Source organism: Lysobacter xanthus, from assembly GCF_047159895.1.
The window spans coordinates 15563-36996 of sequence record NZ_BAAGAB020000008.1 but is presented as its reverse complement, the minus strand read 5'-3'; the positions used below and the strand labels follow the sequence as shown (position 1 = coordinate 36996).

The 21434-nt window shown below is 71.6% G+C and carries 17 protein-coding genes; 11 read left to right on the top strand and 6 right to left on the bottom strand.

The genetic code is table 11. The features are described 5' to 3' along the window. Positions 1 to 61: 61 nt before the first annotated feature. A complete protein-coding gene (locus tag ACY35P_RS04380; RefSeq protein ID WP_462114619.1) occupies positions 62 to 871 on the bottom strand; it encodes a S1/P1 nuclease in 810 nt (269 codons plus the stop codon). Positions 872 to 911: 40 nt separating this feature from the next. After that, the gene (locus ACY35P_RS04375; RefSeq protein WP_462114618.1) at positions 912 to 1535 is read right to left on the bottom strand and encodes an OmpW/AlkL family protein; all 624 of its coding nucleotides are present in this window, start codon (positions 1533 to 1535) and stop codon (positions 912 to 914) included. A gap of 158 nt (positions 1536 to 1693) precedes the next feature. Between ACY35P_RS04375 and gap the strand changes: the two genes are divergently transcribed. The 11 genes from gap to ACY35P_RS04320 all read left to right on the top strand — a co-directional run bounded on the left by gap (position 1694) and on the right by ACY35P_RS04320 (position 17441). Further along, positions 1694 to 2698 carry a type I glyceraldehyde-3-phosphate dehydrogenase gene (gene gap / locus ACY35P_RS04370; RefSeq protein WP_462114617.1) on the top strand — a complete coding sequence of 335 codons (1005 nt, stop codon included), beginning with the start codon at positions 1694 to 1696 and terminating at the stop codon, positions 2696 to 2698. A 157-nt stretch (positions 2699 to 2855) separates the two neighbouring features. Continuing rightward, positions 2856 to 5483, top strand: a complete 2628-nt coding sequence (locus ACY35P_RS04365) for a DUF2339 domain-containing protein (RefSeq protein ID WP_462114616.1) — start codon at positions 2856 to 2858, stop codon at positions 5481 to 5483. Then, complete coding sequence (locus ACY35P_RS04360; RefSeq protein ID WP_462114615.1) at positions 5480 to 6784, top strand: DUF3999 family protein; 1305 nt, start codon at positions 5480 to 5482, stop codon at positions 6782 to 6784. Before ACY35P_RS04365 ends, ACY35P_RS04360 begins: the two co-directional genes overlap by 4 nt. Before the next feature lie 98 nt (positions 6785 to 6882). Beyond that, entirely contained in the window at positions 6883 to 8058 is a 1176-nt protein-coding gene (locus ACY35P_RS04355) for a phosphoglycerate kinase (RefSeq protein WP_462114614.1), read from the top strand. Continuing rightward, on the top strand, positions 8058 to 8693 hold the full coding sequence (locus tag ACY35P_RS04350) for an HAD hydrolase-like protein (protein WP_462114613.1): 636 nt from the start codon (positions 8058 to 8060) through the stop codon (positions 8691 to 8693). The genes ACY35P_RS04355 and ACY35P_RS04350 overlap by 1 nt, the downstream gene beginning before the upstream one ends. 69 nt (positions 8694 to 8762) lie before the next feature. After that, on the top strand, positions 8763 to 10229 hold the full coding sequence (gene pyk / locus ACY35P_RS04345; protein WP_462114612.1) for a pyruvate kinase: 1467 nt from the start codon (positions 8763 to 8765) through the stop codon (positions 10227 to 10229). 61 nt (positions 10230 to 10290) lie between these two features. Next, positions 10291 to 10854: an energy transducer TonB gene (locus tag ACY35P_RS04340; protein ID WP_462114611.1), complete on the top strand. Its 564-nt coding sequence runs from the start codon at positions 10291 to 10293 to the stop codon at positions 10852 to 10854. 120 nt (positions 10855 to 10974) lie between these two features. Further along, a complete protein-coding gene (locus ACY35P_RS04335) occupies positions 10975 to 11982 on the top strand; it encodes a class I fructose-bisphosphate aldolase (protein ID WP_462114610.1) in 1008 nt (335 codons plus the stop codon). Between the two features lie 180 nt (positions 11983 to 12162). Beyond that, complete coding sequence (locus ACY35P_RS04330) at positions 12163 to 13242, top strand: efflux RND transporter periplasmic adaptor subunit (protein ID WP_462114609.1); 1080 nt, start codon at positions 12163 to 12165, stop codon at positions 13240 to 13242. An 88-nt stretch (positions 13243 to 13330) separates the two neighbouring features. Continuing rightward, positions 13331 to 16456: an efflux RND transporter permease subunit gene (locus ACY35P_RS04325; RefSeq protein ID WP_462114608.1), complete on the top strand. Its 3126-nt coding sequence runs from the start codon at positions 13331 to 13333 to the stop codon at positions 16454 to 16456. Between the two features lie 187 nt (positions 16457 to 16643). After that, positions 16644 to 17441, top strand: a complete 798-nt coding sequence (locus ACY35P_RS04320) for a TrmH family RNA methyltransferase (protein ID WP_462114607.1) — start codon at positions 16644 to 16646, stop codon at positions 17439 to 17441. Positions 17442 to 17444: 3 nt separating this feature from the next. Here the strand turns inward: ACY35P_RS04320 and ACY35P_RS04315 are convergent, their stop codons facing one another. From ACY35P_RS04315 to cheD, 4 genes are all read right to left on the bottom strand, one after another. Then, the gene (locus ACY35P_RS04315) at positions 17445 to 18401 is read right to left on the bottom strand and encodes a sensor histidine kinase (RefSeq protein WP_462114606.1); all 957 of its coding nucleotides are present in this window, start codon (positions 18399 to 18401) and stop codon (positions 17445 to 17447) included. Positions 18402 to 18487: 86 nt separating this feature from the next. Further along, complete coding sequence (locus ACY35P_RS04310) at positions 18488 to 19654, bottom strand: methyl-accepting chemotaxis protein (RefSeq protein ID WP_462114605.1); 1167 nt, start codon at positions 19652 to 19654, stop codon at positions 18488 to 18490. A gap of 103 nt (positions 19655 to 19757) precedes the next feature. Beyond that, on the bottom strand, positions 19758 to 20825 hold the full coding sequence (locus tag ACY35P_RS04305; RefSeq protein ID WP_462114604.1) for a protein-glutamate methylesterase/protein-glutamine glutaminase: 1068 nt from the start codon (positions 20823 to 20825) through the stop codon (positions 19758 to 19760). Next, positions 20822 to 21433, bottom strand: a complete 612-nt coding sequence (gene cheD / locus ACY35P_RS04300) for a chemoreceptor glutamine deamidase CheD (protein ID WP_462114603.1) — start codon at positions 21431 to 21433, stop codon at positions 20822 to 20824. Before cheD ends, ACY35P_RS04305 begins: the two co-directional genes overlap by 4 nt. Position 21434: the final 1 nt, after the last annotated feature.

The following is a 21434-nucleotide window of genomic DNA, read 5'->3' as shown; positions in this document are numbered from 1 at the left end:
CGTCCCGGCAAGAGTAAACCCAGCCGGGCCCCGCGCAACCGTTCGCTTCGGTCGGACTCGGTCAGTGGGCGAAGGCGGCGTTGAGGACACCGGCCAGGTGGGTGCCCGCGCGCCGCAGCTGCTCGTCGACCAATGGGGTCCAGGCGGCGTAGTAGGCCTCGTCGACCGTGGTCGACGGCGGGTACAGCCCGGGGCGCATGGAGATCCGGCAGGACGCGGACGCCCAGTCGCCGGCGGGCGGGGGCAGGGCCGGGGCGGCGACGTCCACCGCGAGCGGGCGGGCGCGGATGCGTGCGAGCAGGCCGGCCTCGTCGAGCCCCGCGTGCTGCAGGATGCCGCTGTCCCAGAGGGAATGGAGGTTGCTGCCCTTCTCGCCGCTCGGGGCGGGGATTCGCAGCTGGACGACGTTGCCGCCCTTGTCCTCGCGATTGTTCACATGCAGCGGCTGGTGCGCGTCGCCGATGAAATGGACGACGAACTTCAGCGCCATCCGGCGGGCGTCGACGGGCTGGTGGCGGTCGGCGAGGATCGCGGCCTGCGCCGCGATCGCACCGACGACGCAGTTGCCGTCCGGGCAGTCCGCTTCGGGTGCGTAATCGCAGGAAGCGGAATGCACGCCGACGTAGTGCCAGGGCGCGCTCTTCTTGCCGAGGACGGGATCGTTCGCGCGGACCTCGTCGGCCCAGGCGGCCACGCCGGCGAGGGTCGGGTCCTTTTCGCCCTCCAGCAGGGTCGCGACGCCGCGGCGCGCCGCGGGGGTCAGCTCGTCCTGCGCGAGGTCGGCGACGAGGCGATGGCCGAGCGCGCCCCAGGCGAAGGCCGGGGGCGCGAGGCAGAACAGAATCAGGGAGGCGAGAAGTCGACGTGTCATCGCGTCATGGTACGCGAGGCCCCGTCGACGATTCCGTGACTCAGAACGTGCGGACGTAGGCGACGCCGTAAGCGAGCGGGTCGATGTGCGCCTTGCCCATGTCGGCGCCGTTGACCTTCACCGTGCTGTCGATGTCCATCCACCGAGCGTCCACGCGCAGCGCATCGCGCGCGCCGAGCTTGACGTCCACGCCGGCATGCAGGGCCACGCCCCACGAGTCGCCCAGCGACAACTTGGCGCCGGCGAGCGCGCCGGTGGTGTCCTCGCCGAAGAACGTCGTGTAGTTCAGGCCGACGCCGACCAGCGGGGCGACCTTGCCCCCGTTGTTGAAGTGGTACTGCAGGGAGAACGTCGGCGGCAGGTGCTTGGTGCGGCCGACGCGGCCGACGCCCTTGACGTCGATGTCGTGCTCGAACGGCCAGGCGGCCAGCACTTCGATGCCGAGGCCGTCGCGGACGAAGTATTCGCCGGTGATGGTCGGGCGGACGCTCGAGCCGATGTCGAGCGGGAGGGTGCCGCCGGCGAGCGCGCCGTTGTCGGACTTCGGGTTCACCTGGTGCACGCCCACGCCGAGGGTCCAGTCGCCCCTGGACTGGGCGAAGGCGGGCGCGGCGGCGACGGCGAGTGCGAGGGCGAGGAGGGTACGACCGGTGGACAGGTTCATGGCGATGGCCTTGGTGGACTGGCGCCCATGTTCCGCAGTCGTTCAAGCGGCCGTTTGATCATTCTCAAAGCACGTCGCGCGCCGGCGTGGCAGGCCCGCGCTGGTAGAATTCGCGCCGATCCCGGCCCGGTCCGGACCCTTTTCCGCAGGAGCTCCCCATGACGATCAAGGTAGGCATCAACGGCTTCGGCCGCATCGGCCGCAACGTGCTGCGCTCGGCCGTGCAGAACTTCGGCGACGACATCCGGATCGTCGCGATCAACGACCTGCTCGAGCCCGACTACCTTGCCTACATGCTGCGCTACGACTCCGTGCATGGCCGTTTCGACGCGGACGTCTCGATCGAGAACGGCCAGCTCGTGGTCAACGGCCAGACGATCCGCCTGACGCAGGAGCGCGACCCCGCGAACCTGAAGTGGGACGAGGTCGGCGCCGACGTCGTCATCGAATCCACCGGCCTGTTCCTGGACAAGGCCACCGCGTCCAAGCACCTGCAGGCCGGCGCGAAGAAGGTGATCCTGTCGGCGCCGTCGAAGGACGACACGCCGATGTTCGTCTACGGCGTGAACCACGCGACGTACAAGGGCGAGGAGATCATCTCGAACGCCTCGTGCACCACCAACTGCCTCGCGCCGCTCGCGAAGGTCCTCAACGACAAGTGGGGCATCAAGCGCGGCCTGATGACCACGGTGCACGCCGCCACGGCGACGCAGAAGACCGTCGACGGCCCGTCGAACAAGGACTGGCGCGGCGGCCGCGGCATCCTCGAGAACATCATCCCGTCGAGCACCGGCGCGGCGAAGGCCGTCGGCGTGGTGATCCCCGAGCTCAACAAGAAGCTGACCGGCATGAGCTTCCGCGTGCCGACGTCGGACGTCTCGGTGGTCGACCTCACCGTCGAGCTGAACAGCCCGGCGACGTACGAGGAGATCTGCGCGGAGATGAAGGCGCAGTCGGAAGGCGCGCTCAAGGGCGTGCTGGGCTACACGACGGACAAGGTCGTGGCCACCGATTTCCGCGGCGACGCGCGGACGTCGATCTTCGACGCCGAGGCCGGCATCGCGCTCGATCCGACCTTCGTCAAGCTCGTCTCGTGGTACGACAACGAGTGGGGCTATTCCAACAAGTGCCTCGAGATGGCGCGCGTGGTCGCCCGCGGCTGAGCGATCCGTCCCTGTGCGTGCAACGGGCCCCGCGAAAGCGGGGCTCGTCGTTTGCGGCGCCGACGGTGCGGCGTGGGGCGGCCCGCACGCGGCGGCCGGGGGCGCGTGCTAGCGTGGCGGCGCCGCGTTTCGCGCGGTTGGGGAATGGGGAAGGGCGATGGAAGGATTGATCGCGATCGTGGCACTGGCGGTGTTCGCCGTGCCGGTTCTACTCGTGGTGCTGATCGTCGCGGTGTTGCGCCTGCGCACGCGTGTCGATGCCGTGGAGCGCGAGCTGTTCGAATTGCGCCAGGCGCCGGCGAGCACGCCGCAGCGCGACGAGCCCACGTTGGCGGACCTGGTGCGTACGCCGCCCGTCGCGCCTGCGCGGCCGGTCGAGCCGACGGTGATGCCGCCACCGCCGATACGTGCGGCCGCACCCCCCGTCTCCGGTCCGCCGCCGCTGCCGCCCGAGGCGCCGCGTGTGCCGCCGCGTCGCGAGCCGCCCCGGCCGTACGTACCGGCGCCGCCCCGCTTCGCGGAGCGCGCGACCGACGCCGTGCGCCGCTGGTTCACCGAAGGCAACCTGCCGGCCAAGGTGGGCATGCTCGTGCTGTTCGCCGGCGTGGCCGCGCTTCTCAAGTACGCGGCCGACGAAGGCCTGTTGCGGCTGCCGATCGAACTGCGGCTCGCGGGCATCGCACTCGCGGCGATCGCGGCGCTCGGCTTCGGCTGGTGCCAGCGGATCGAGCGCCGCATGTTCGGCCTGGTGCTGCAGGGCGGCGCCGTGGGCGTGCTGCTGCTCGTGCTGTTCGCCGCGGCGAAGCTCTACGCACTGGTGAGCGTCGGTGCGGCGTTCGGGCTCAGTGTCGCGCTGGTCGCCGGGCTCGGCGTCCTCGCGGTGCGTCAGGAATCGCTCGCGCTCGCGGTGCTCGGCGTGCTGGCGGGCTTCCTCGCGCCGATCTGGCTGTCGACGGGCGAGGGCAACCACGTCGCCTTGTTCGGCTACTACGCGGTGCTGAACGGCGGCATCGTCGCCATCGCCTGGCGTCGCCCGTGGCGGCTGCTCAACCTGATGGGCTTCGCTTTCACGTTCGGCATCGGCAGCCTCTGGGGCGCGCTGCGCTACCGGCCCGAGGACTTCGCGACGACCGAGCCGTTCCTCGTGCTGTTCTTCGCGATGTACCTCGCGATCCCGATCCTCTACTCCGCGGCGAAGGGCCCCGTGCAGCGTCGGATCCTCGACGGCAGCCTCGTCTTCGGCACGCCGCTCGTCGCCTTCGCGCTGCAGGCGGGACTGCTGCGCGGCGAGCCGATGCAACTCGCGTTCTGCGCGCTGGGCGTCGCCGCGGTCTACGCGCTGCTCGCCGCCGTGCTGCGCGGGCGCGCGACCTTCGCGGCCCTCGTGGCGCCGTACGCGGTGCTCGCGATCGGCTTCGCGACGCTGGCCGTGCCGCTGGCCCTGTCGGCGCGCGCGACGGCCGCGGTGTTCGCCCTGGAAGGCGCGGGACTGGTCTGGCTGGGACTTCGACAGTCGCGCTCGCTGCCGCAGCTCGCAGGCTTGGCGCTGCAACTCGTCGGCGCCGCCGCGTTCGCAGTCGCGCCGGATGCGCCCGCGAGCATGCCGGCCGTCTTGAACTCGACGGTCATGACCGCACTGCTCATCGCCGTCGCGGGCTTCGCCACCGCCCTGGCCGCGCGCCGGCACGAGGCGCAGGGCGGCGCAGCGGCTGCCTACGTCTGGGCGCTGGCCTGGTGGCTCGGCGCGGCCCTGTTCGAGATCGACCGCAGCGTGCCGTCGCGGCTGCAGCCCGATGCCGTGCTCGGGCTTGCCCTGCTGACCGGGCTCGTCGCGTCCGAGGTCGCGCGACGGCTGCCCGCGCGTGCCTTGTCGCTCACAGGGGCGATGGCGCTCGTCGCCCCGCTCGCGCTCGTGTGGTGGCAGGCCGATGCGCACCACCAGCCGCTCGCCGGCCTCGGCGGCCTGGCGTGGCTCGCGTTCGGCGTGGTCGCGTGGCGCGTGTCGGCGCAGTTGCGCGACGAGGCTTCGTCGTCGCGCGGCTGGGCGCACGTGGCCGCGTGGGCGTCAGCGGCGCTGCTGGCGTCGATCTCGCTGTTCGTCGCCGCGGACGATGCGCGCCTCGGCGATGCCTGGCGCTATGCCGGCGCGGTGCTGCCCTGGCTCGCGCTCGGGGCGACGCTGGCGTTCCGCCCGCAGCGGCTCGCGTTGCCGTTCGATGCGGACGATTTCGCGCACTGGCAGGACGGCTTCGCGCGCCTCGTCGGCGCCCTGCTCGGCGCATCGTTCGTCGTGGGACTGTTCCTCGAAGCCGGCAGCGCGCCGCTGCCGCACGTGCCGCTCGTGAATCCGCTGGAGCTCGCGCAGCTCGGCATGCTGGTGCTCGCGTGGCGCCTTGCAGCGCACGAGCGCGGCCTGCGCCCGCTCGTGGCCGGTGCGGTGTTCGCGTTCGCGACGTCGATCGTCCTGCGTGCGGTGCACCACTGGGGCGGCGTCGCCTGGGACGCGTCGATGTTCTCGACCGGCCTGGTGCAGACGTCGCTCACCGTGCTGTGGAGCCTGATGGGCATGCTCGCCTGGGTCTCGGGTTCGCGTCGCCAGCGGCGCGAACTGTGGCAGGCCGGCGCGGTGCTGCTCGCCGTCGTGCTCGGCAAGCTGGTGCTGGTCGACCGCCAGTACCTCGGCGACCTGCTCGGCATCGGCTCGTTCATCGCCTTCGGCCTGCTGTGCACCGCCGTCGGCTACCTCGCGCCCGTGCCGCCGCGCGAGACGGAGGCCGTCGCATGAAGCTGCTGGCCGTCCTGTTCCTCGCCGCGATGCCGCTCGCGACCGCGTCGTCCGCCGACTATGCGACGCAATGGCCGATCGAGGCTCCCGATGCCGCGGCCGGCGCGTACGCGCTCGACCTCACGCCCGAGGTCTACCGTGCGATCCAGCGCGCCGACCTCCGCGACCTCGACGTGCTCGACGCGAAGGGCCGGCCGGTGCCCGCCGACGTGCTGCCACCGGCGGGCGCGCGGTCGACGCAGCGCCGCGCCGCGGCCTGGTACGCGATGCCCTCGCCGGGCGACGGCGCGTCGCGCGACTGGCAGGTGATCGCCGACATCGACGCCGAAGGCCGCCTGCGCGGACTGCGTTCCGGCGCGACTTCCACGCAGGCCGCGGCCCGTGCGCTGCTCGTCGACGCCTCGGGTCTCGTGCCCGTGCGCGGTGCACGCCCGACGCTCGTCGCGCTCGACCTGCACTGGCGCGACGGTGCCGCGATCGACGGCGCCTACCGCATCGAAGGCAGCGAGGACTTCGACGCCTGGACCTCGCTCGGGCGCGGACGGCTCGTGGACATCCGGCAGGGCGGGCGTCGCCTTGTGCTCGATCGGCTCGCGCTCGACGTCGCGACCGCGCTGCCGCGTTACCTGCGCCTCGTGCCGGAGTCCGTCGACGCGCCGCTGCCTGCCATCGATCGCGTCGATGTCGAGATCGCCGCGGACGTCGCACCGGCGCCCACGTGGCTGCGCCTCGCGCCGCGCGGCGAGGGTCGCAGTTTCGACTTCGACCTGCCCGCCCGCGTGCCGGTGGGCTGGGTCGACGTCGACGTCCCCGACAACGACGCGCGCCGCTGGCGCCTGCAGAGCCGCGACGGCGAGGGGCACTGGATCGACCGCGCGAACGGCTGGGTGGCCTACCGCGTCGGCACGCGCCGCTCGCCGCCACGCGTCTTCGACCGCTCGCTCCGCGACCGGCACTGGCGGCTCACCGCCGAGACCGACGGCACGCCACCGCATCTCGAGCTCGGCTACGTGCCCGAGCGCCTCGTCTTCCTTGCGGGGGGCACGCGGCCGTACACCCTCGTCGCGGGCAGCGCGACCGCGCACCGCGAACGCCGGCCGGTCGCGGCGGCGCTCGATGCGCGCACGCGGCCGGGCGAGGCCCATCTCGGCCCGGCGCGCGAGCGGGGCGGCGATGCCGCGCTGCGGCGCCCGGTGGACTGGAAGACGTGGAGCCTCTGGGGCGTGCTGGCGTTGGGCGTGCTGCTGGTCGGCGCCTTCGCCCTGCGCCTGCTGCGCGAGCCGGCCTCGCCCGTCGACTGACGCGACACGCCGGTCGCGGCGACAATAGGCGGCTTCCGCCGGCCCGGCCGCGACCCGTCGCGGGTGCCGGCGGCTTTCCTTCCCGACCAGAGACCGCCATGGCCCTCCTCCGCATGTCCGACCTCGACCTCGCCGGCAAGCGCGTGCTGATCCGCGAGGATCTCAACGTGCCGATCAGCGACGGCCGCATTACCTCCGAGCAGCGCATCCAGGCCGCGCTGCCCACGCTGCGCATGGCGCTGGAGAAGGGCGCCGCGGTGATGGTGATGTCGCACCTCGGGCGGCCGAAGGAAGGCGTCTTCAGCGAAGCCGACTCGCTGGCGCCCGTGGCCGCGCGCCTGTCCGGACTGCTCGGCGTCGACGTGCCCGTCGTCCGCGACTGGACCCGCGGCGTCGACGTGCAGCCCGGCCGCATCGTCATGCTCGAGAACTGCCGCATGAACGTCGGCGAAGGCCAGGACGACGAGGCGCTGTCGAAGGCCTATGCCGATCTCTGCGACGTCTTCGTCATGGACGCCTTCGGCACCGCCCACCGCGCGCAGGCCTCCACGCATGGCGTGATCCGCCAGGCGAAGGTCGCCTGCGGCGGCCCGCTGCTGATGGCCGAGCTCGATGCACTGGCCAAGGCGCTCGAGCACCCGGCGCGCCCGCTGCTCGCGATCGTCGCGGGCTCCAAGGTGTCGACCAAGCTCGAGCTGCTCGGCAACCTCGTGCCGCGCGTCGACCAGCTGATCGTCGGCGGCGGCATCGCGAACACCTTCATCGCGGCGATGGGACACGGCGTCGGCAAGTCGCTGGTCGAACGCGACCTCGTCGATACCGCGAAGCAGATCATCGAGCAGGCCAAGGCGCGCGGCGCGGAGATCCCGCTGCCGGTCGACGTCGTCGTGGCGCCGGAGTTCAAGGCCGATGCGCCGGCGACGGTGAAGGCAGTGGACGCCGTCGGCGAGGACGACATGATCCTCGACATCGGTCCGGCCACGGCGGCGCAGTACGCGGCGATCATCGCGAAGGCCGGCACCGTGGTGTGGAACGGCCCCGTCGGCGTCTTCGAATTCGATGCGTTCGGCAAGGGCACCGAGGCGCTCGCGCGTGCGATCGCCGACGGCGCCGCGTTCTCGATCGCGGGCGGCGGCGATACGCTCGCGGCCGTCGACAAGTACGGCATCGCCGATCGCGTGAGCTACATCTCCACGGGCGGCGGCGCGTTCCTCGAGTTCCTGGAAGGCAAGGAACTGCCGGCGGTCGCCGCGCTGGCGGCGCGCGCGGGCTGATGGCGACGCTGCTCTTCGACCTCGACGGCACGCTGATCGACTCGGCCGTCGGCATCACCCGCTGCGCGGCGTACGCATTCGAACAGCTCGGCGAGGCCGTGCCGGACGACGCGACACTGCGCAGCTGGATCGGACCTCCGCTGCGCGTGAGCTTCGCGCCGCTGCTCGGGGACGAGGCGCGTGTCGAAGCGGCAGTGCTGCACTATCGCGACCGCTACGAGACGCACGGCTGGGCCGAGCACGACGTCTATCCGGACATCCCGGAGACGATCGAGGCACTGCATGCGGCGGGGCATCGCCTCGCCGTCGTCACCGCCAAGAACGAACCGCATGCGCGCAAGATCCTGGCGAGCCTGCCGTTCGGGCACCGCTTCGTGGAGATCGTCGGCGCCACGCTCGACGGCCGCCTGAGCCACAAGCCCGAGCTCATCGCCGAAGCGCTCGACCGGTTGGGCGCGTCGGCCGCCGAGTGCACCATGATCGGCGACCGCCGCATGGACATGGAGGGCGCGGTGCACCACGGCATGCGCGGCATCGGCGTGCTGTGGGGGTTCGGCGATGCGGACGAGCTGCAGGCGGCCGGCGCGACGCGACTGGCGGCCGCACCGGGCGAACTGCCGCTGCTCGCGGGCTGAAATCGAATACGACGCGCGTGCCGCGGCACCCGTGCTAGGTTCCCGGTCTGAACAGGGAGCTGCCGCTGCATGAGTCACACGACGCGTCGTACCAAGATCCTCGCCACGCTGGGCCCGGCCACCGATCCGCCGGGTGTGCTCGATGCGCTGCTGCGCGCCGGTGTCGACTGCGTGCGCCTGAACTTCTCCCATGGCGATCCCTCCGCACAGGTGGCGCGTGCCGAAGCCGTGCGCGAGGCCGCGCATCGGGTCGGTCGCGAGGTCGGCATCCTCGCCGACCTGCCGGGCCCGAAGATCCGCATCGAGAAGTTCGAGAACGATCGCGTCGAGCTGAAGGCCGGCGACCGTTTCGACCTCGTCGCCCGCGAGGACGCGCCGCTCGGCACCACGCGCGAGGTCGGCGTGAGCTACCTCGGCCTTCCGGGCGACGTCGTGCCGGGCGACACGCTTCTGCTCGACGACGGCATGCTGCAACTGCAGGTCGACCGCGTAGAAGGCGAGCGCATCATCTCGACGGTGCTCAACGATGGCGCGCTGTCGAACCGCAAGGGCCTCAACAAGCAGGGTGGTGGCCTGTCGCTCGGCGCACTCACGCCGAACGACGAGGAACTCATCAAGGTCGCCGCGCAGATCGGCGTCGACTTCATCGCCGTCTCGTTCTGCCGCAATGCGCAGGACATGCACGACGCGCGCCGCATCGCCCAGGAAGCGGGCAGCAACGCGGCGCTGGTCTCGAAGATCGAGCGCGCCGAGGCGATCGAGAACCTGCACGAGATCGTCGAGGCATCCGACGTGGTGATGGTGGCGCGCGGCGACCTCGGCGTCGAGATCGGCGACGCGGAATTGCCCGGCCTGCAGAAGAAGATCATCCGCGAGGCGCTGCTCTGCAACCGCGTGGTGATCACCGCGACGCAGATGCTGCAGTCGATGGTCGACAGCCCCATCCCCACGCGCGCCGAGGTGCTCGACGTCGCGAACTCGGTGATCGACGGCACCGACGCGGTGATGCTGTCGCAGGAGACGGCCGCGGGTAAGTACCCGTTGAAGGCGGTGGAGGCGATGGCCCGCGTCTGCCTCGGCGCGGAGCGCCAGTTCTCGCACGACACCGACTTCGAGAAGGCGCCGCGGGGCCTGGACCGCGCCGACCAGGCGATCGCGATGGCCGCGATGTTCCTGTCCGAGCACATCGGCGTGCGCGCGATCGTCGCCATCACCGAATCGGGCGGCACGCCGCGCTTCCTGTCGCGCTTCCGCTCGCCGGCGCAGATCATCGCGCTGTCGGGCGACGACGCCGCGCGTCGCCGCATGGCGCTGATGCGCGACGTCACCGCGCTGCCGTTCGAGAGCGCCGGCATGACGGCCGGCATCGCCGCGCGCGCGTCGGCCAAGTCGCTGTTCGAGATGGGCCTGCTGCAGGAAGACGACCGCATCATCTTCACCAGCGGCGAGATCATGCAGCAGCACGGCGCCACCAATACGCTGCGGCTGCTGCAGATCGGCCCGGGCGGCAAGGCCGAGGGGCTCGGCGAGCTGTAGTTGGCGCCGGACTGCGGCGCGCGTAGATTCGCCGGAGTCGTTCATCGCCAGGGAGCGGGTCATGCGTCGTCTGCTGCTGTGCTGCGGGTTCCTCGTCGCCACCCAGGCCGTCGCGGGCGAGCCCGCCACGGATGCCCCGCGCGTCGCCGCGCCGGCCGAACTCGCGTCGTACTGGACGCCCGTGTCGGTCCCGACACCCGTGCCGTATCCCGCCGATCTCGCCGCGCGCGGCGTCACCGGCTGCGTGACGCTCGCCTACGTGATCGAGCCGGACGGTTCGACGTCGGGATTCCGCACGCTCGATGCCGCGGCGAGCAGCCGATCGCCGCTCGCGAAGCGCCAGGCCATCGAGGCTTTCGCGCAGGCCTCGGCCGCGGCGGTGTCGACGTGGCGCTTCACGCCCGTCGCCGATGCGGCGCGCACGCTGACCGCGACCACCGTCGAGTTCGACGGCAAGGGCTCCGCGGCGGGGCGGCAGTGCCAGGCGGGCGACGTGGCCCGCGCGCTGGGGAAGGGCAAGCAGTGGAGCAGCATCCTGCGCGACCTCTACGAGACGCGCTGGCGGCTCAACACGGGGCAGAACGAGCGCCCGCTGCCGCAGCCCGCGGACCGCTACACGCGCTGACCGGATGCGGGCGCCGGCACCATCCGACCCGTGAAGGCGGCGTAAGTGCCTGTTTCGAAACGGCACCTTGGCTGAACCGGCTATAATGGGCGTCTTTCCCAGCCGCTCCCAAGGACCCTCATGAGCATCGAACAGCTTGCCGAGACCGCCCAGGCGATGGTCGCCCCGGGCAAGGGCATCATCGCGATCGACGAGTCGACGAACACCATCGCCAAGCGTTTCGCCGGCGTCGGTATCGAGAACACCGAAGAGAACCGTCGGGCCTACCGCGAGCTGCTGCTCACGACGCCGAACCTGAGCCAGTACATCTCGGGCGCGATCCTGTACGACGAGACGCTGCGCCAGTCGACGAAGGACGGCACGCGTTTCGCCGACCTGATGACGGCGAACGGAATGATCCCGGGCATCAAGGTCGACAAGGGCCCGCAGCCGCTCGCCGGATTCCCGGGCGAGGTGGTGACCGAAGGCCTCGACGGCCTGCGCGCGCGCCTCGAGGAGTACTACCGCCTCGGCGCCCGCTTCGCGAAGTGGCGCGCGGTGATCAACATCGGCGACGACATCCCGACCGGCACGGCCATCGAGGCGAACAGCCACGCGCTCGCCCGCTATGCCGCGCTCTGCCAGGAGCAGGGCCTGGTGCCGATGGTGGAGCCGGAGGTGATCATGGACGGCAGCCACGACATCGACATGTGCTACGAGGTGACGGAAGTCGTCCTGCGCTCGCTGTTCGGCTCGCTGTACGAGCAGAACGTGATGCTCGACGGCACGATCCTGAAGGCCTCGATGGTCATCCACGGCACCGATTCGGCGGAGAAGGCGTCGGCGGAGGAAGTCGCGGCGGCCACGCTGCGCTGCCTGAAGTCGACCGTGCCGGCGACGCTGCCGGGCATCGTCTTCCTGTCGGGCGGCCAGTCCGACCACGACGCGACCGCGCACCTCGATGCGATGAACCGCGTCGGCAACCTGCCGTGGCCGCTGTCGTTCTCGTACGGTCGCGCCATGCAGCAGGCGGCGCTCAAGCTGTGGGCGCAGGACATGCAGGGCAACTACGCCGCCGCGCAGCAGACGGTGTTCGCGCGGGCCCGCGACAACGGCCTCGCCGCACTGGGGCAGTGGCAGCCGGCCTGATCGGCCCGCCTGCACGATCCACGGACGCCGGCCTTCGGGCCGGCGTCGTCGTTTCAAGGCGTGTTGACCCCATCGCTGCAACGCAGCGATGCGATACCGGCCCCGCGCGGCAGGACCGATGACACGGGTCGTTCCCGGGTCGGTGGGCATAATCGAGGGTCCCCCGCAGACCCCCTCCGCATGCGACCGATTCCCGCGTTCGCGCTCCTCGTCGTCCTTGCAGTCGCCGGCTGCGGCAAGTCGCCGCAAGCGGCCGGTCCCGGTTCCGGCGGCGGGCCGGGCGGACCGGGTGGGGGCGACCGGCCGGTCACCGTCACCACCGGCATTGTGCGCAGCGAGCCGTTCGCGGACACGCTGCAGGCACTCGGCACCGTGCGCGCGCGCGAGTCGGTGTCCATCACCGCGAGCGTCTCCGAGAAGGTGCAGGCGGTGCATTTCGACAGCGGCGACGTGGTGCGCACCGGCGCGCCACTCGTGACGCTCAGCGGGCAGGCCGAGTCGGCGCAGCTGCGCGAGGCGGAGGCGTCGGCCAGCGAGGCGGACAAGCTCTACCGCCGGCAGTCCGAACTCGCCGCGCAGCAACTTATCGCGCGGTCCCAGCTCGACACCCAGCGCGCCACCCGCGACGCCGCGAACGCCCGCGTCGCGCAGGTGCGTGCGCAACTTGCCGATCGCGTGATCCGCGCGCCGTTCGGCGGCGTTCTCGGCCTGCGCCAGGTGAGCCCCGGCTCGCTGGTGACGCCAGGAACCGTGATCACCACGCTCGACGACCTCTCCACGGTGTTCGTCGACTTCCCGGTGCCGGAGACGCAGCTGGCGCAGGTCGCGCCCGGCCAGGGGCTCGGCGGCATCGCCGCAGCGTATCCGGACCGCCGCTTCGACGGCACGGTCGACACGCTCGACGCGCGCGTGGATCCCGCGAGCCGTGCGGTCACCGTGCGCGGCCGCTTCGCCAATCCCGACCGCGTGCTGCGCCCCGGAATGCTGCTGCGGGTCGAGGTGGCGCGCGCGCCGCGCCCGGCGATGCTGGTGCCGGAGATCGCGATCGTGCAGGTCGGCAGCGAGTCGTACGTCTTCCGCGTGCGCGACGGCCGCGCGGAGCGTGCGGATGTCGAGCTGGGCACGCGTGTCGGCGGTCGCGTCGAAGTGGTCTCCGGCCTCGCGCCGGGCGACCGCATCGTCGTCGACGGCACCGGCAAGCTGAAGCCCGGCGCCAAGATCGCCGAGCCGTCGGCCGCGCCGCGACGGCCGTCCGCCTGATGCCCGCGACCGGCCGCGCTTCGCTGGAAGCGGCGCGCCGGAACCGCTCCCGTCCGCGCCTTCGCGCGCCGCGCCGGAACCTTCCGCGATGAACCTGTCCGACCTCTCGATCCGCCGCCCCGTCTTCGCGACCGTGATGAGCCTGCTGCTCATCACCCTGGGCGTGATGGCCTTCGCGCGCCTCACGCTGCGCGAGCTGCCGGCGATCGACCCGCCGGTGGTGTCGGTCGACGTGGGCTATCCCGGCGCGTCCGCCGGTGTCGTCGAAACGCGCATCACGCAGGTGCTGGAGGACGCGTTGTCGGGCATCGAGGGCGTCGAGACGATCGAGTCGCGCAGCGTCAATGGCCGTTCCGCCATCTCGATCGAATTCACGCTCTCGCGCGACATGGAGGCCGCTGCGAACGACGTGCGCGACGCGGTGAGCCGCGTCGTCGATCGCCTGCCGGAGGAGGCCGACGCGCCGCAGATCGCGAAGGTGGAGAGCGACGCCGACCCGATCATCTGGCTCAACATGAGCTCCAAGAGCATGGACACGCTGCAGCTGTCGGACTACGCCGACCGCTATGTCGTGGACCGGCTCGCCTCGCTCGAGGGCGTGGCGCAGGTGCGCATCGGCGGCCAGCAGCGCTATGCGATGCGGGTCTGGCTCGACCGCGACGCGATGGCGGCGCGAGGCGTGACCGCCAACGACGTCGAGGCCGCGCTGCGCGCCGAGAACGTGGAACTGCCGGCCGGCCGCATCGAGTCCGCCACCCGCGACTTCACCCTGCGCGTGGCCCGCAACTACCAGAAGCCGCAGGACTTCTCGCAGATTCCGCTGAAGAAGGGTGCGGACGGCTACGTCGTGCGCCTCGGCGACGTGGCGCGCGTGGAGCTCACCACCGCCGAGCGGCGCGCCTACTACCGCAGCAACGGCGAGAACAACATCGGCCTGGGCATCATCAAGACGTCGACGGCGAACAGCCTGGACGTCGCACGCGCCGCGCGCGACGCCGTCGCGGAGATCCAGCCGACGCTGCCGACCGGCACCGACATCTTCGTCGCCTTCGACACCACGACGTTCATCGATGCGGCGGTCGAGCGCGTCTACCACACACTCGCCGAGGCGATCATCCTCGTTCTCGTGGTGATCTGGCTGTTCCTCGGCAGCTTCCGCGCCGCGCTCATCCCGGCGGTCACCGTGCCGGTCTGCCTGATCGCCGCGTTCATCCCGCTGTACGCATTCGGCTACTCGATCAACCTGCTGACGCTGCTCGCGCTGGTGCTGTGCATCGGCTTGGTGGTGGACGACGCGATCGTGGTACTCGAGAACATCCAGCGGCGCGCCGACCTCGGCGAGCCGCGACTCGTGGCGGCGGCACGCGGCACCAAGCAGGTCTCGTTCGCCGTGATCGCGACCACCGCGGTGCTGGTCTCGGTGTTCCTGCCGATCGGTTTCATGCAGGGCAATACCGGCCGGCTGTTCCGCGAGCTGTCGGTCGCGCTCGCCGGTGCGGTCGCGCTGTCGGCCTTCGTCGCGCTCACGCTCACGCCGATGATGTCCTCCAAGCTGGTGCGTCCGCACAGCGAGGAGAAGGCGAACCCGGTGACGCGTTGGGTGGGGGCGCGCCTGGACGCGACCAGCGCCCGCTACCGCCGGCTGCTGGATCGCACCGTCGAGCGGCCGTGGCTGTTCGGCGCGCTGATGGTCGCCGCGCTGGCCACGAGCTTCGTGCTGTTCAAGTTCGTGCCATCCGAGCTCGCGCCGGCGGAGGATCGCGGCTCGTTCCAGGTGTCCATCACCGGGCCGGAAGGCGCGGGCTTCGACTACACCGTCGGGCAGGTCAAGCAGGTCGAGCGCATCATCGCCGCGCGCACCGGCCCGGGGAAGGAGATCCAGCGCTACAACCCGCGCGTGCCCGGCGGCTTCGGCGCCAGCGAGGAGATGCACACCGGCCGCATCGCCGTGTTCCTGCAGGACTGGGACAAGCGCACGCGCAGCACCGCGGACATCGCCGACAGCCTGAAGAAGGACTTCGGCAAGCTGCCCGGCGTGCGCGTGGCGGCGCAGGTGAGCGGCGGCCTCGTGCGCTCGCGCGGGCAGCCGGTGAACATCGTGCTGGGCGGCCCGGACTACGGCGAGCTGGTGAAGTGGCGCGACGCGCTGCAGGCGCGCATGGAGCGCCATCCGGGCTTCTCCGGCGTCGACTCCGACTACAAGGAGACGCGGCCGCAGATGCACGTGCAGATCGACCGCGCGCGCGCCGCCGACCTCGGCGTCAGCGTGCAGGACATCGGCCATGCGCTGGAGACGATGATGGGCGGGCGTCGCGTCACCACGTTCGTCCGCAACGGCGAGGAATACGACGTGATGGTGCAGGGCGACCGGGCGGCGCGTGCCTCGCCGGCCGACCTGCAGGCGATCCAGGTGCGCGGTCGCGATGGCGCACTCGTGCCGCTGTCGAACCTCGTCACGCTCACCGAGATCGCCGAGCCCGGCAGCCTCAACCGCTTCAACCGGCTGCGCGCGATCACCCTCAGTGCCGGCCTGAGCCCGGGCTACCGGATGGGCGACGCGATCGGCTTCCTCGAGCAGTCGGTGCGCGAGACGCTGCCGCAGCAGGCGCAGATCGACTGGAAGGGCGAGTCGCGCGAGTACCGGCAGGCCGGCGGCGCGGTGGTGCTCACCTTCGCGCTCGCATTGCTGGTGGTGTTCCTGGTGCTCGCCGCGCAATTCGAGAGCTTCGTGCATCCGCTGGTGATCATGCTCACCGTGCCGCTGGGCGTGCTGGGCGCGCTCCTGGGGCTGTGGCTCACCGGCGGAACGCTCAACCTCTTCAGCCAGATCGGCATCGTGATGCTGGTGGGCCTCGCCGCGAAGAACGGCATCCTGATCGTCGAGTTCGCAAATCAGCTGCGCGACGAGGGCCGCACGATCCACGAGGCGATCGTCGAGAGTTCCTCGGTGCGCCTGCGCCCGATCCTGATGACCTCGATCGCGACCATCGTCGGCGCGGTGCCGCTGGTGCTCGCGGGCGGCCCCGGCTCGGCGAGCCGTGGCGCGATCGGCATCGTCGTGATCTTCGGCGTCGCCTTCTCCACGCTGCTGTCGCTGTTCGTCGTGCCCGCGTTCTACGTGCTGCTCGCGAAGTACACGCGATCGCCCGAGGCGGTCTCGCACGAGCTCGAGGCGCTGGAAGCGTCGACGCCGCAGGCCGGCGGGCACGCCTGAGTCGACGGCGCGGTGGCGAAGCCGCGGTGATGGACGACGACGCTGTGCGAATGGTCGGCGGCATCGCGGGCCTTGCCGGCCCGATGCGGCCGACCGGCGCCCGCCCTCGTAGCGCCGTTCCCGCACTCGGCGACACGCCGCGGGGGCGGAGGTCGACGACAATGGGTACCCCCAGCGAGGCCGCGCCATGAACCGACCGCCCAGCCCCTATGGCCGTCCGCCGCGTGCACCGCGGGAGGTCGCCGTGGACGAGACGCCCGAGGAGATGCGGCTCTACGGCGTCAATGCCGTGCGTGCGGTGTTCGCACGCCGGCCCGAGGCGATCCGCAAGGTCTATCTCGCCGAGTCGCGCATCCCGGCGCTGCAGCCGTTGCTCAAGTGGTGCGCGGCCCACCGCGTCGGCTATCGCGTGGTCGAGGCCACGGATCTGCAGAAGCTCGCCGCGAGCGCGCACCACGAGGGCGTGGTTGCCGACGTGCTGCGCGAGGCACCGATGCCGCTGTCGACCTGGCTGCGCGACCTGTCCGCGGGCCCGGCCTGCGCGCTGTGGCTGGACGGCGTTGGCAATCCGCACAATTTCGGCGCGATCCTGCGTTCAGCCGCGCACTTCGGCATCGCCGCGATCCTGCTGCCGAAGGAGGCGCCGCTCGCGCTGTCCGGCGCCGCGGCGCGCGTGGCCGAAGGCGGGGCGGAGGCGGTGCCGCTGGTGCGGCTGGGACGCGCCGACAATTCGATCGCGCAGCTGCGCGGTGCCGGTTTCCGCACGGCGGCCACCGTGGTGGACGGCGGCGCCGACCTGTTCGCCGCCGAGTTGCCGACGCGCCTCGTCTACGTGATGGGTGCCGAGGGCGAGGGCATGGACCGCGGCCTCGCCCAGGCCTGCGACGTGCAGGTCTCCATTCCCGGCAGCGGCCGGGTCGAAAGCCTCAACGTCGCCGCCGCGACCGCCGTGCTGCTGGCGGAGTGGCGACGCCGCACGCGGTGAGCCTCAGCCGCGCAATACGCCGGTCCGCGGATCCTCGTCGGCGGGCACGGGCAGCACCGCTTCGATCCGCGTGCGACCGGGGCGGCTGTCCACGTCCAGCCGGCCGCCGACCTGCCGCGCGCGCTCGCGCATCGTGATCTGGCCGAGCCCCGCGCGATGGTCGGGTGCGATGCCGCAGCCGTCGTCCTCGACCGACAGCCGCAGCTCGTCGTGGTCGCAGGTCAGCTCGAGCACCACGCGACCGGCGCGCGCATGGCGGATCACGTTCGTCAGCGCCTCCTGCGCGATGCGGAAGCAGGCCAGCTCGACGTCGCGCGGCGGGCGGCAGTCGAGCGTCGGCACGCGCAGTTCGAGGCGCGGCAGGTCGCTGCGGAACAGCGTGCTGGCCTGCCAGCGCAGCGCGGCCTCCAGGCCCAGCGCATCGAGCTGCGGCGGGCGCAGCAGCAAGGACAGGTCGCGCAGCTTCGCGACGGTCTGGTCGGCGATCGCGGCGATTTCCTGCGCCGTCTCCAGCACGACGGCACGACGCGGCGGGTCGGGCTCGTGGGCGAGCGAACTCGCGCAGAGCTTGATCGCGGTGATGGCCTGGCCGACGTCGTCGTGCAGCTCGCGCGACAGCGAGGCACGCTCGTCCTCCTGCACCGTCATCAACCGGCGCGCGAGCGTCTCCAGTTCGATGCGCTGGCGCTCCAGGCGCTCGGCGAGCGTCGGGTCGACCGTGGCGTCGGTGGACGCCGACGTTGCCGGGGGCGCACGTCGGGGAGACTGGACGTAGAGCCGTTCGATCGCGGCCGCCGCGAACGCGGACGCGCCGAGCACCGCGACCGCCACGACGGCCTGCGCATGCGGCGCGAGGTGCAGCGCGAAAGGGACGCCGAAGGCGATCAGCGCGACCGGCACGAGAAGGAGCGTGGCCTGGCGGCGGTGCCGTGGCGGGGACTCGGGGGCGTCCGTCGACATGGACGCAGTGTGCCATGCGCATCGCGGAATGCGACGGGGCCGCGCACCTCGCGGTGGCGGCCCCGTGTGGGTCGTTGCGTTGGCAGTCAGAACAGCTCGATGCCGCCCGCGTCCATCGTCTGCTGCATGACCGGCTTGTGCGGCGGGCGTTCCCACTCGCCGCGCATCTGGCCGATGCGCTGCGCGATCTGGCCGAGCGCGCGCTGCACTTCCACGTCGTGGTGCGGACGGTGCAGCAGCTCCTGCAGTGCGACCGCCTCGCGATTGATGGCCGACAGGCGCTCCAGGTGCACGTTCGCGGCGCCGAGGGCCTGCGTCGCGATGTCCTCGAACTGCAGCGAGCGCACGGCCTCGGACACCGAGCCGTCGATCGCGCGGCCGCAGTCGGAGATCTCCTTCATGCCGTTGCCGAGCGAGCGGTTGATGACTTCGACGCGGTCGAGCATCGCGGCGGCCTCGCCACGCGCCGAGCGGGCGCGGTCCATGTCGCGCGAGGCCATCGTGGTGACGGTCTCGCGCACCTTGTGGATCGCGTCCTTCGACGAGTAGGCGAGCTTGCGGATCTGCTCGTTGAAGGCGGTGCTGCGCTCGGAGAGGTTGCGCACCTCGTCGGCGACCACCGCGAAGCCGCGACCGGCCTCACCGGCGCGTGCGGCCTCGATGGCGGCGTTGAGCGCGAGCAGGTTGGTCTGGTCGGCGATCGACTTCACGTCCTCGAGCAGCGCGAAGATGCCGTCGAGGTGCTCGGCCATCGCATCGATGTGCGTGACTGTGTTGTGGCTCTGGCCGGAGACCGCCTCGAGCGCCTCGACGAGCTGCTCCATCTGCTGGCTGGCCTGCTGCGCGAAGCGCTGCACGTCGACGCCGCTGGTGCCGTCCGCGCGGTCGATCATGCGTGACACCACCTGGTTCTGCTCGCGCGACTTGCGGTTCACCGCCTCGAAGCTGGTGCCGAGCTTCGCGACGGCCTCGCGGATGAGGTCCTTGGTGCGATCGAGCTCGTGCTTGCTACCGCTGATCTCGGTGGACACGAACGTGCGCAGCTCGTCGAGCACGCGCATCTGCTCGCGGACCATCGACACCTGCTTGCCGCCGGTGTGGCTGACGGACCAGGCGAAGACGAGCCAGGCGGCGGTCATGGCGACCATCGCGCCCCACTGGACGTAGGCGGGCCAGTCGAGCCCGACGGCGAGCATGACCAGGAGGGTGAGCGCCACGGGCGCTGCGATTCGGATTAGTACGCGGGAGTCCATCGCGGCTCTCTTGCGGAGGTTCAATGGCGATAACGGCACCGGTCGGTGGCGCTTTAGCGGACCACTTCGCGGTTTCGACCGACGGTGGTAGCGGAAACGCGCTTCAGGTGTCGCGTTCGGTCGCGGCCAGCAGACGACGTGCGACGTCGGCCAGCGGCACGACCTCCATCGCGGCACCGCGCGTGACCGCCGCGCCGGGCATGCCCCAGACGACGCTGGTGGCCTGGTCCTGCGCAATTGTCGCGGTGCCGGCCTTGCGCAGCGCGAGCAAACCGCGCGCGCCGTCCTCGCCCATCCCCGTGAGCAGCGCGGCGCTCGCATTGCGGCCGGCGTGCTGCGCCACCGACTCGAAGAGGACGTCGACGCTCGGACGATGGCCGCTCACCGGGGCGTCGTCGCGGAGCCGGCAGACCCAGCGGGCGCCGCTGCGCTGGACGCGGAGGTGCCGGTCGCCGGGCGCGACGTAGGCGTGGCCCGGCATGATCTGCTGGCCGTCCTCGGCCTGGCAGACGGTCATCCTGCTGTGCTTGTTCAGGCGCTCGGCGAACGGGCCGCTGAACTGCGCCGGGATGTGCTGGGTGATGACGATGGCGGGCGCGTCGGCGGGCATCGCCGAGAGCACTTCGCGGATGGCCTCGGTGCCACCGGTGGACGCCCCGATCGCCAGCAGGCGGTCGGTGGTGCGATAGCTCATCGGCGCCGCAGCGGCTGCAGTGGCGGCGCGGACCTCGATCCGCGCCACGCGCGCCTTCGCCGCGGCGCGCACCTTCTCCTGCAGCACCGTGGCGTATTCCGACAGGCCACGCGCGACGTCGATGGCCGGCTTGGTCACGAAGTCGACCGCGCCCAGGGCGAGCGCATCGAGCGTCACGGTCGCGCCCGCCTCGGTGAGCGAGGAGACCATCACCACCGGCATCGGCCGCAGGCGCATGAGGTTCTGCAGGAACGTGAGGCCGTCCATGCGCGGCATCTCGACGTCGAGCGTCAGCACGTCCGGATCGAGCTGCTTGATCTTTTCGCGCGCGATGAACGGATCCGCGGCGGCACCGACCACGTGGATGCCGGGGTCGGCCGACAGCAGCTCGGTCATCAACTGGCGGATGAGTGCGGAATCGTCGACGACCAGCACGCGGATCGGCCGGCCGTCGAGGCCGGAGGGCGCAGCTCTCATGAAAAGAGTTCCACGCTGCCGGCGACGGGCGTGTGCGCGAGCCGGCCGTACAGGGCGCGCTCGGCCTTGACGATCTCCTCGTCGCGCGTGACCGGCAGGTGGCGCACGAGCGCCCGGCCGGTCTGCACGAAGAAGCAGACCTTGCGCGGGTGGATGTCGCCGAGGTCGCGGGCGACGATCGGGACCGATTCGGCTTCGAGGTAGTCGACCACGAAGCGCGCATTGCGCGTGCCGATCGGATCGCTGGTGAAGCCGCGCAGCACGTTGCCCCCGCCGAAGACCTTGGCCTGCAGCCGAGAGCGCCGCGCGCCGCGCTTGAGCAGGTCGTTGATCAGAAGCTCCATGGCATGCGCGCCGTAGCGCGCGCTGCCGTCCGAGCGCCCGGCCATCGACGCCGGTTCGGCATCCGGCAGCATGAAGTGGTTCATGCCGCCGACGCCGAGGGCCGGGTCGTAGAGACAGGCGGCCACGCACGAACCGAGCAGCGTGACCAGCGCGATCGGCTGGTCGGTCACCCGGTAGTCGGCCGGCAGCAGGCGGAACGCATGCGTCTGCAGCGCCTCGTCGTAGTAGGTGCCCGGGTCGGCGATGGCGAGCGCGGCGCCCATG

Bases quoted from the DNA above. Each gene is read 5' to 3' on its own strand.
- ACY35P_RS04380 (WP_462114619.1), bottom strand. From the start codon at position 871: ATGACACGTCGACTTCTCGCCTCCCTGATTCTGTTCTGCCTCGCGCCC.
- ACY35P_RS04375 (WP_462114618.1), bottom strand. From the start codon at position 1,535: ATGAACCTGTCCACCGGTCGTACCCTCCTCGCCCTCGCACTCGCCGTC.
- gap (WP_462114617.1), top strand. From the start codon at position 1,694: ATGACGATCAAGGTAGGCATCAACGGCTTCGGCCGCATCGGCCGCAAC.
- ACY35P_RS04365 (WP_462114616.1), top strand. From the start codon at position 2,856: ATGGAAGGATTGATCGCGATCGTGGCACTGGCGGTGTTCGCCGTGCCG.
- ACY35P_RS04360 (WP_462114615.1), top strand. From the start codon at position 5,480: ATGAAGCTGCTGGCCGTCCTGTTCCTCGCCGCGATGCCGCTCGCGACC.
- ACY35P_RS04355 (WP_462114614.1), top strand. From the start codon at position 6,883: ATGGCCCTCCTCCGCATGTCCGACCTCGACCTCGCCGGCAAGCGCGTG.
- ACY35P_RS04350 (WP_462114613.1), top strand. From the start codon at position 8,058: ATGGCGACGCTGCTCTTCGACCTCGACGGCACGCTGATCGACTCGGCC.
- pyk (WP_462114612.1), top strand. From the start codon at position 8,763: ATGAGTCACACGACGCGTCGTACCAAGATCCTCGCCACGCTGGGCCCG.
- ACY35P_RS04340 (WP_462114611.1), top strand. From the start codon at position 10,291: ATGCGTCGTCTGCTGCTGTGCTGCGGGTTCCTCGTCGCCACCCAGGCC.
- ACY35P_RS04335 (WP_462114610.1), top strand. From the start codon at position 10,975: ATGAGCATCGAACAGCTTGCCGAGACCGCCCAGGCGATGGTCGCCCCG.
- ACY35P_RS04330 (WP_462114609.1), top strand. From the start codon at position 12,163: ATGCGACCGATTCCCGCGTTCGCGCTCCTCGTCGTCCTTGCAGTCGCC.
- ACY35P_RS04325 (WP_462114608.1), top strand. From the start codon at position 13,331: ATGAACCTGTCCGACCTCTCGATCCGCCGCCCCGTCTTCGCGACCGTG.
- ACY35P_RS04320 (WP_462114607.1), top strand. From the start codon at position 16,644: ATGAACCGACCGCCCAGCCCCTATGGCCGTCCGCCGCGTGCACCGCGG.
- ACY35P_RS04315 (WP_462114606.1), bottom strand. From the start codon at position 18,401: ATGTCGACGGACGCCCCCGAGTCCCCGCCACGGCACCGCCGCCAGGCC.
- ACY35P_RS04310 (WP_462114605.1), bottom strand. From the start codon at position 19,654: ATGGACTCCCGCGTACTAATCCGAATCGCAGCGCCCGTGGCGCTCACC.
- ACY35P_RS04305 (WP_462114604.1), bottom strand. From the start codon at position 20,825: ATGAGAGCTGCGCCCTCCGGCCTCGACGGCCGGCCGATCCGCGTGCTG.
- cheD (WP_462114603.1), bottom strand. From the start codon at position 21,433: ATGGGCGCCGCGCTCGCCATCGCCGACCCGGGCACCTACTACGACGAG.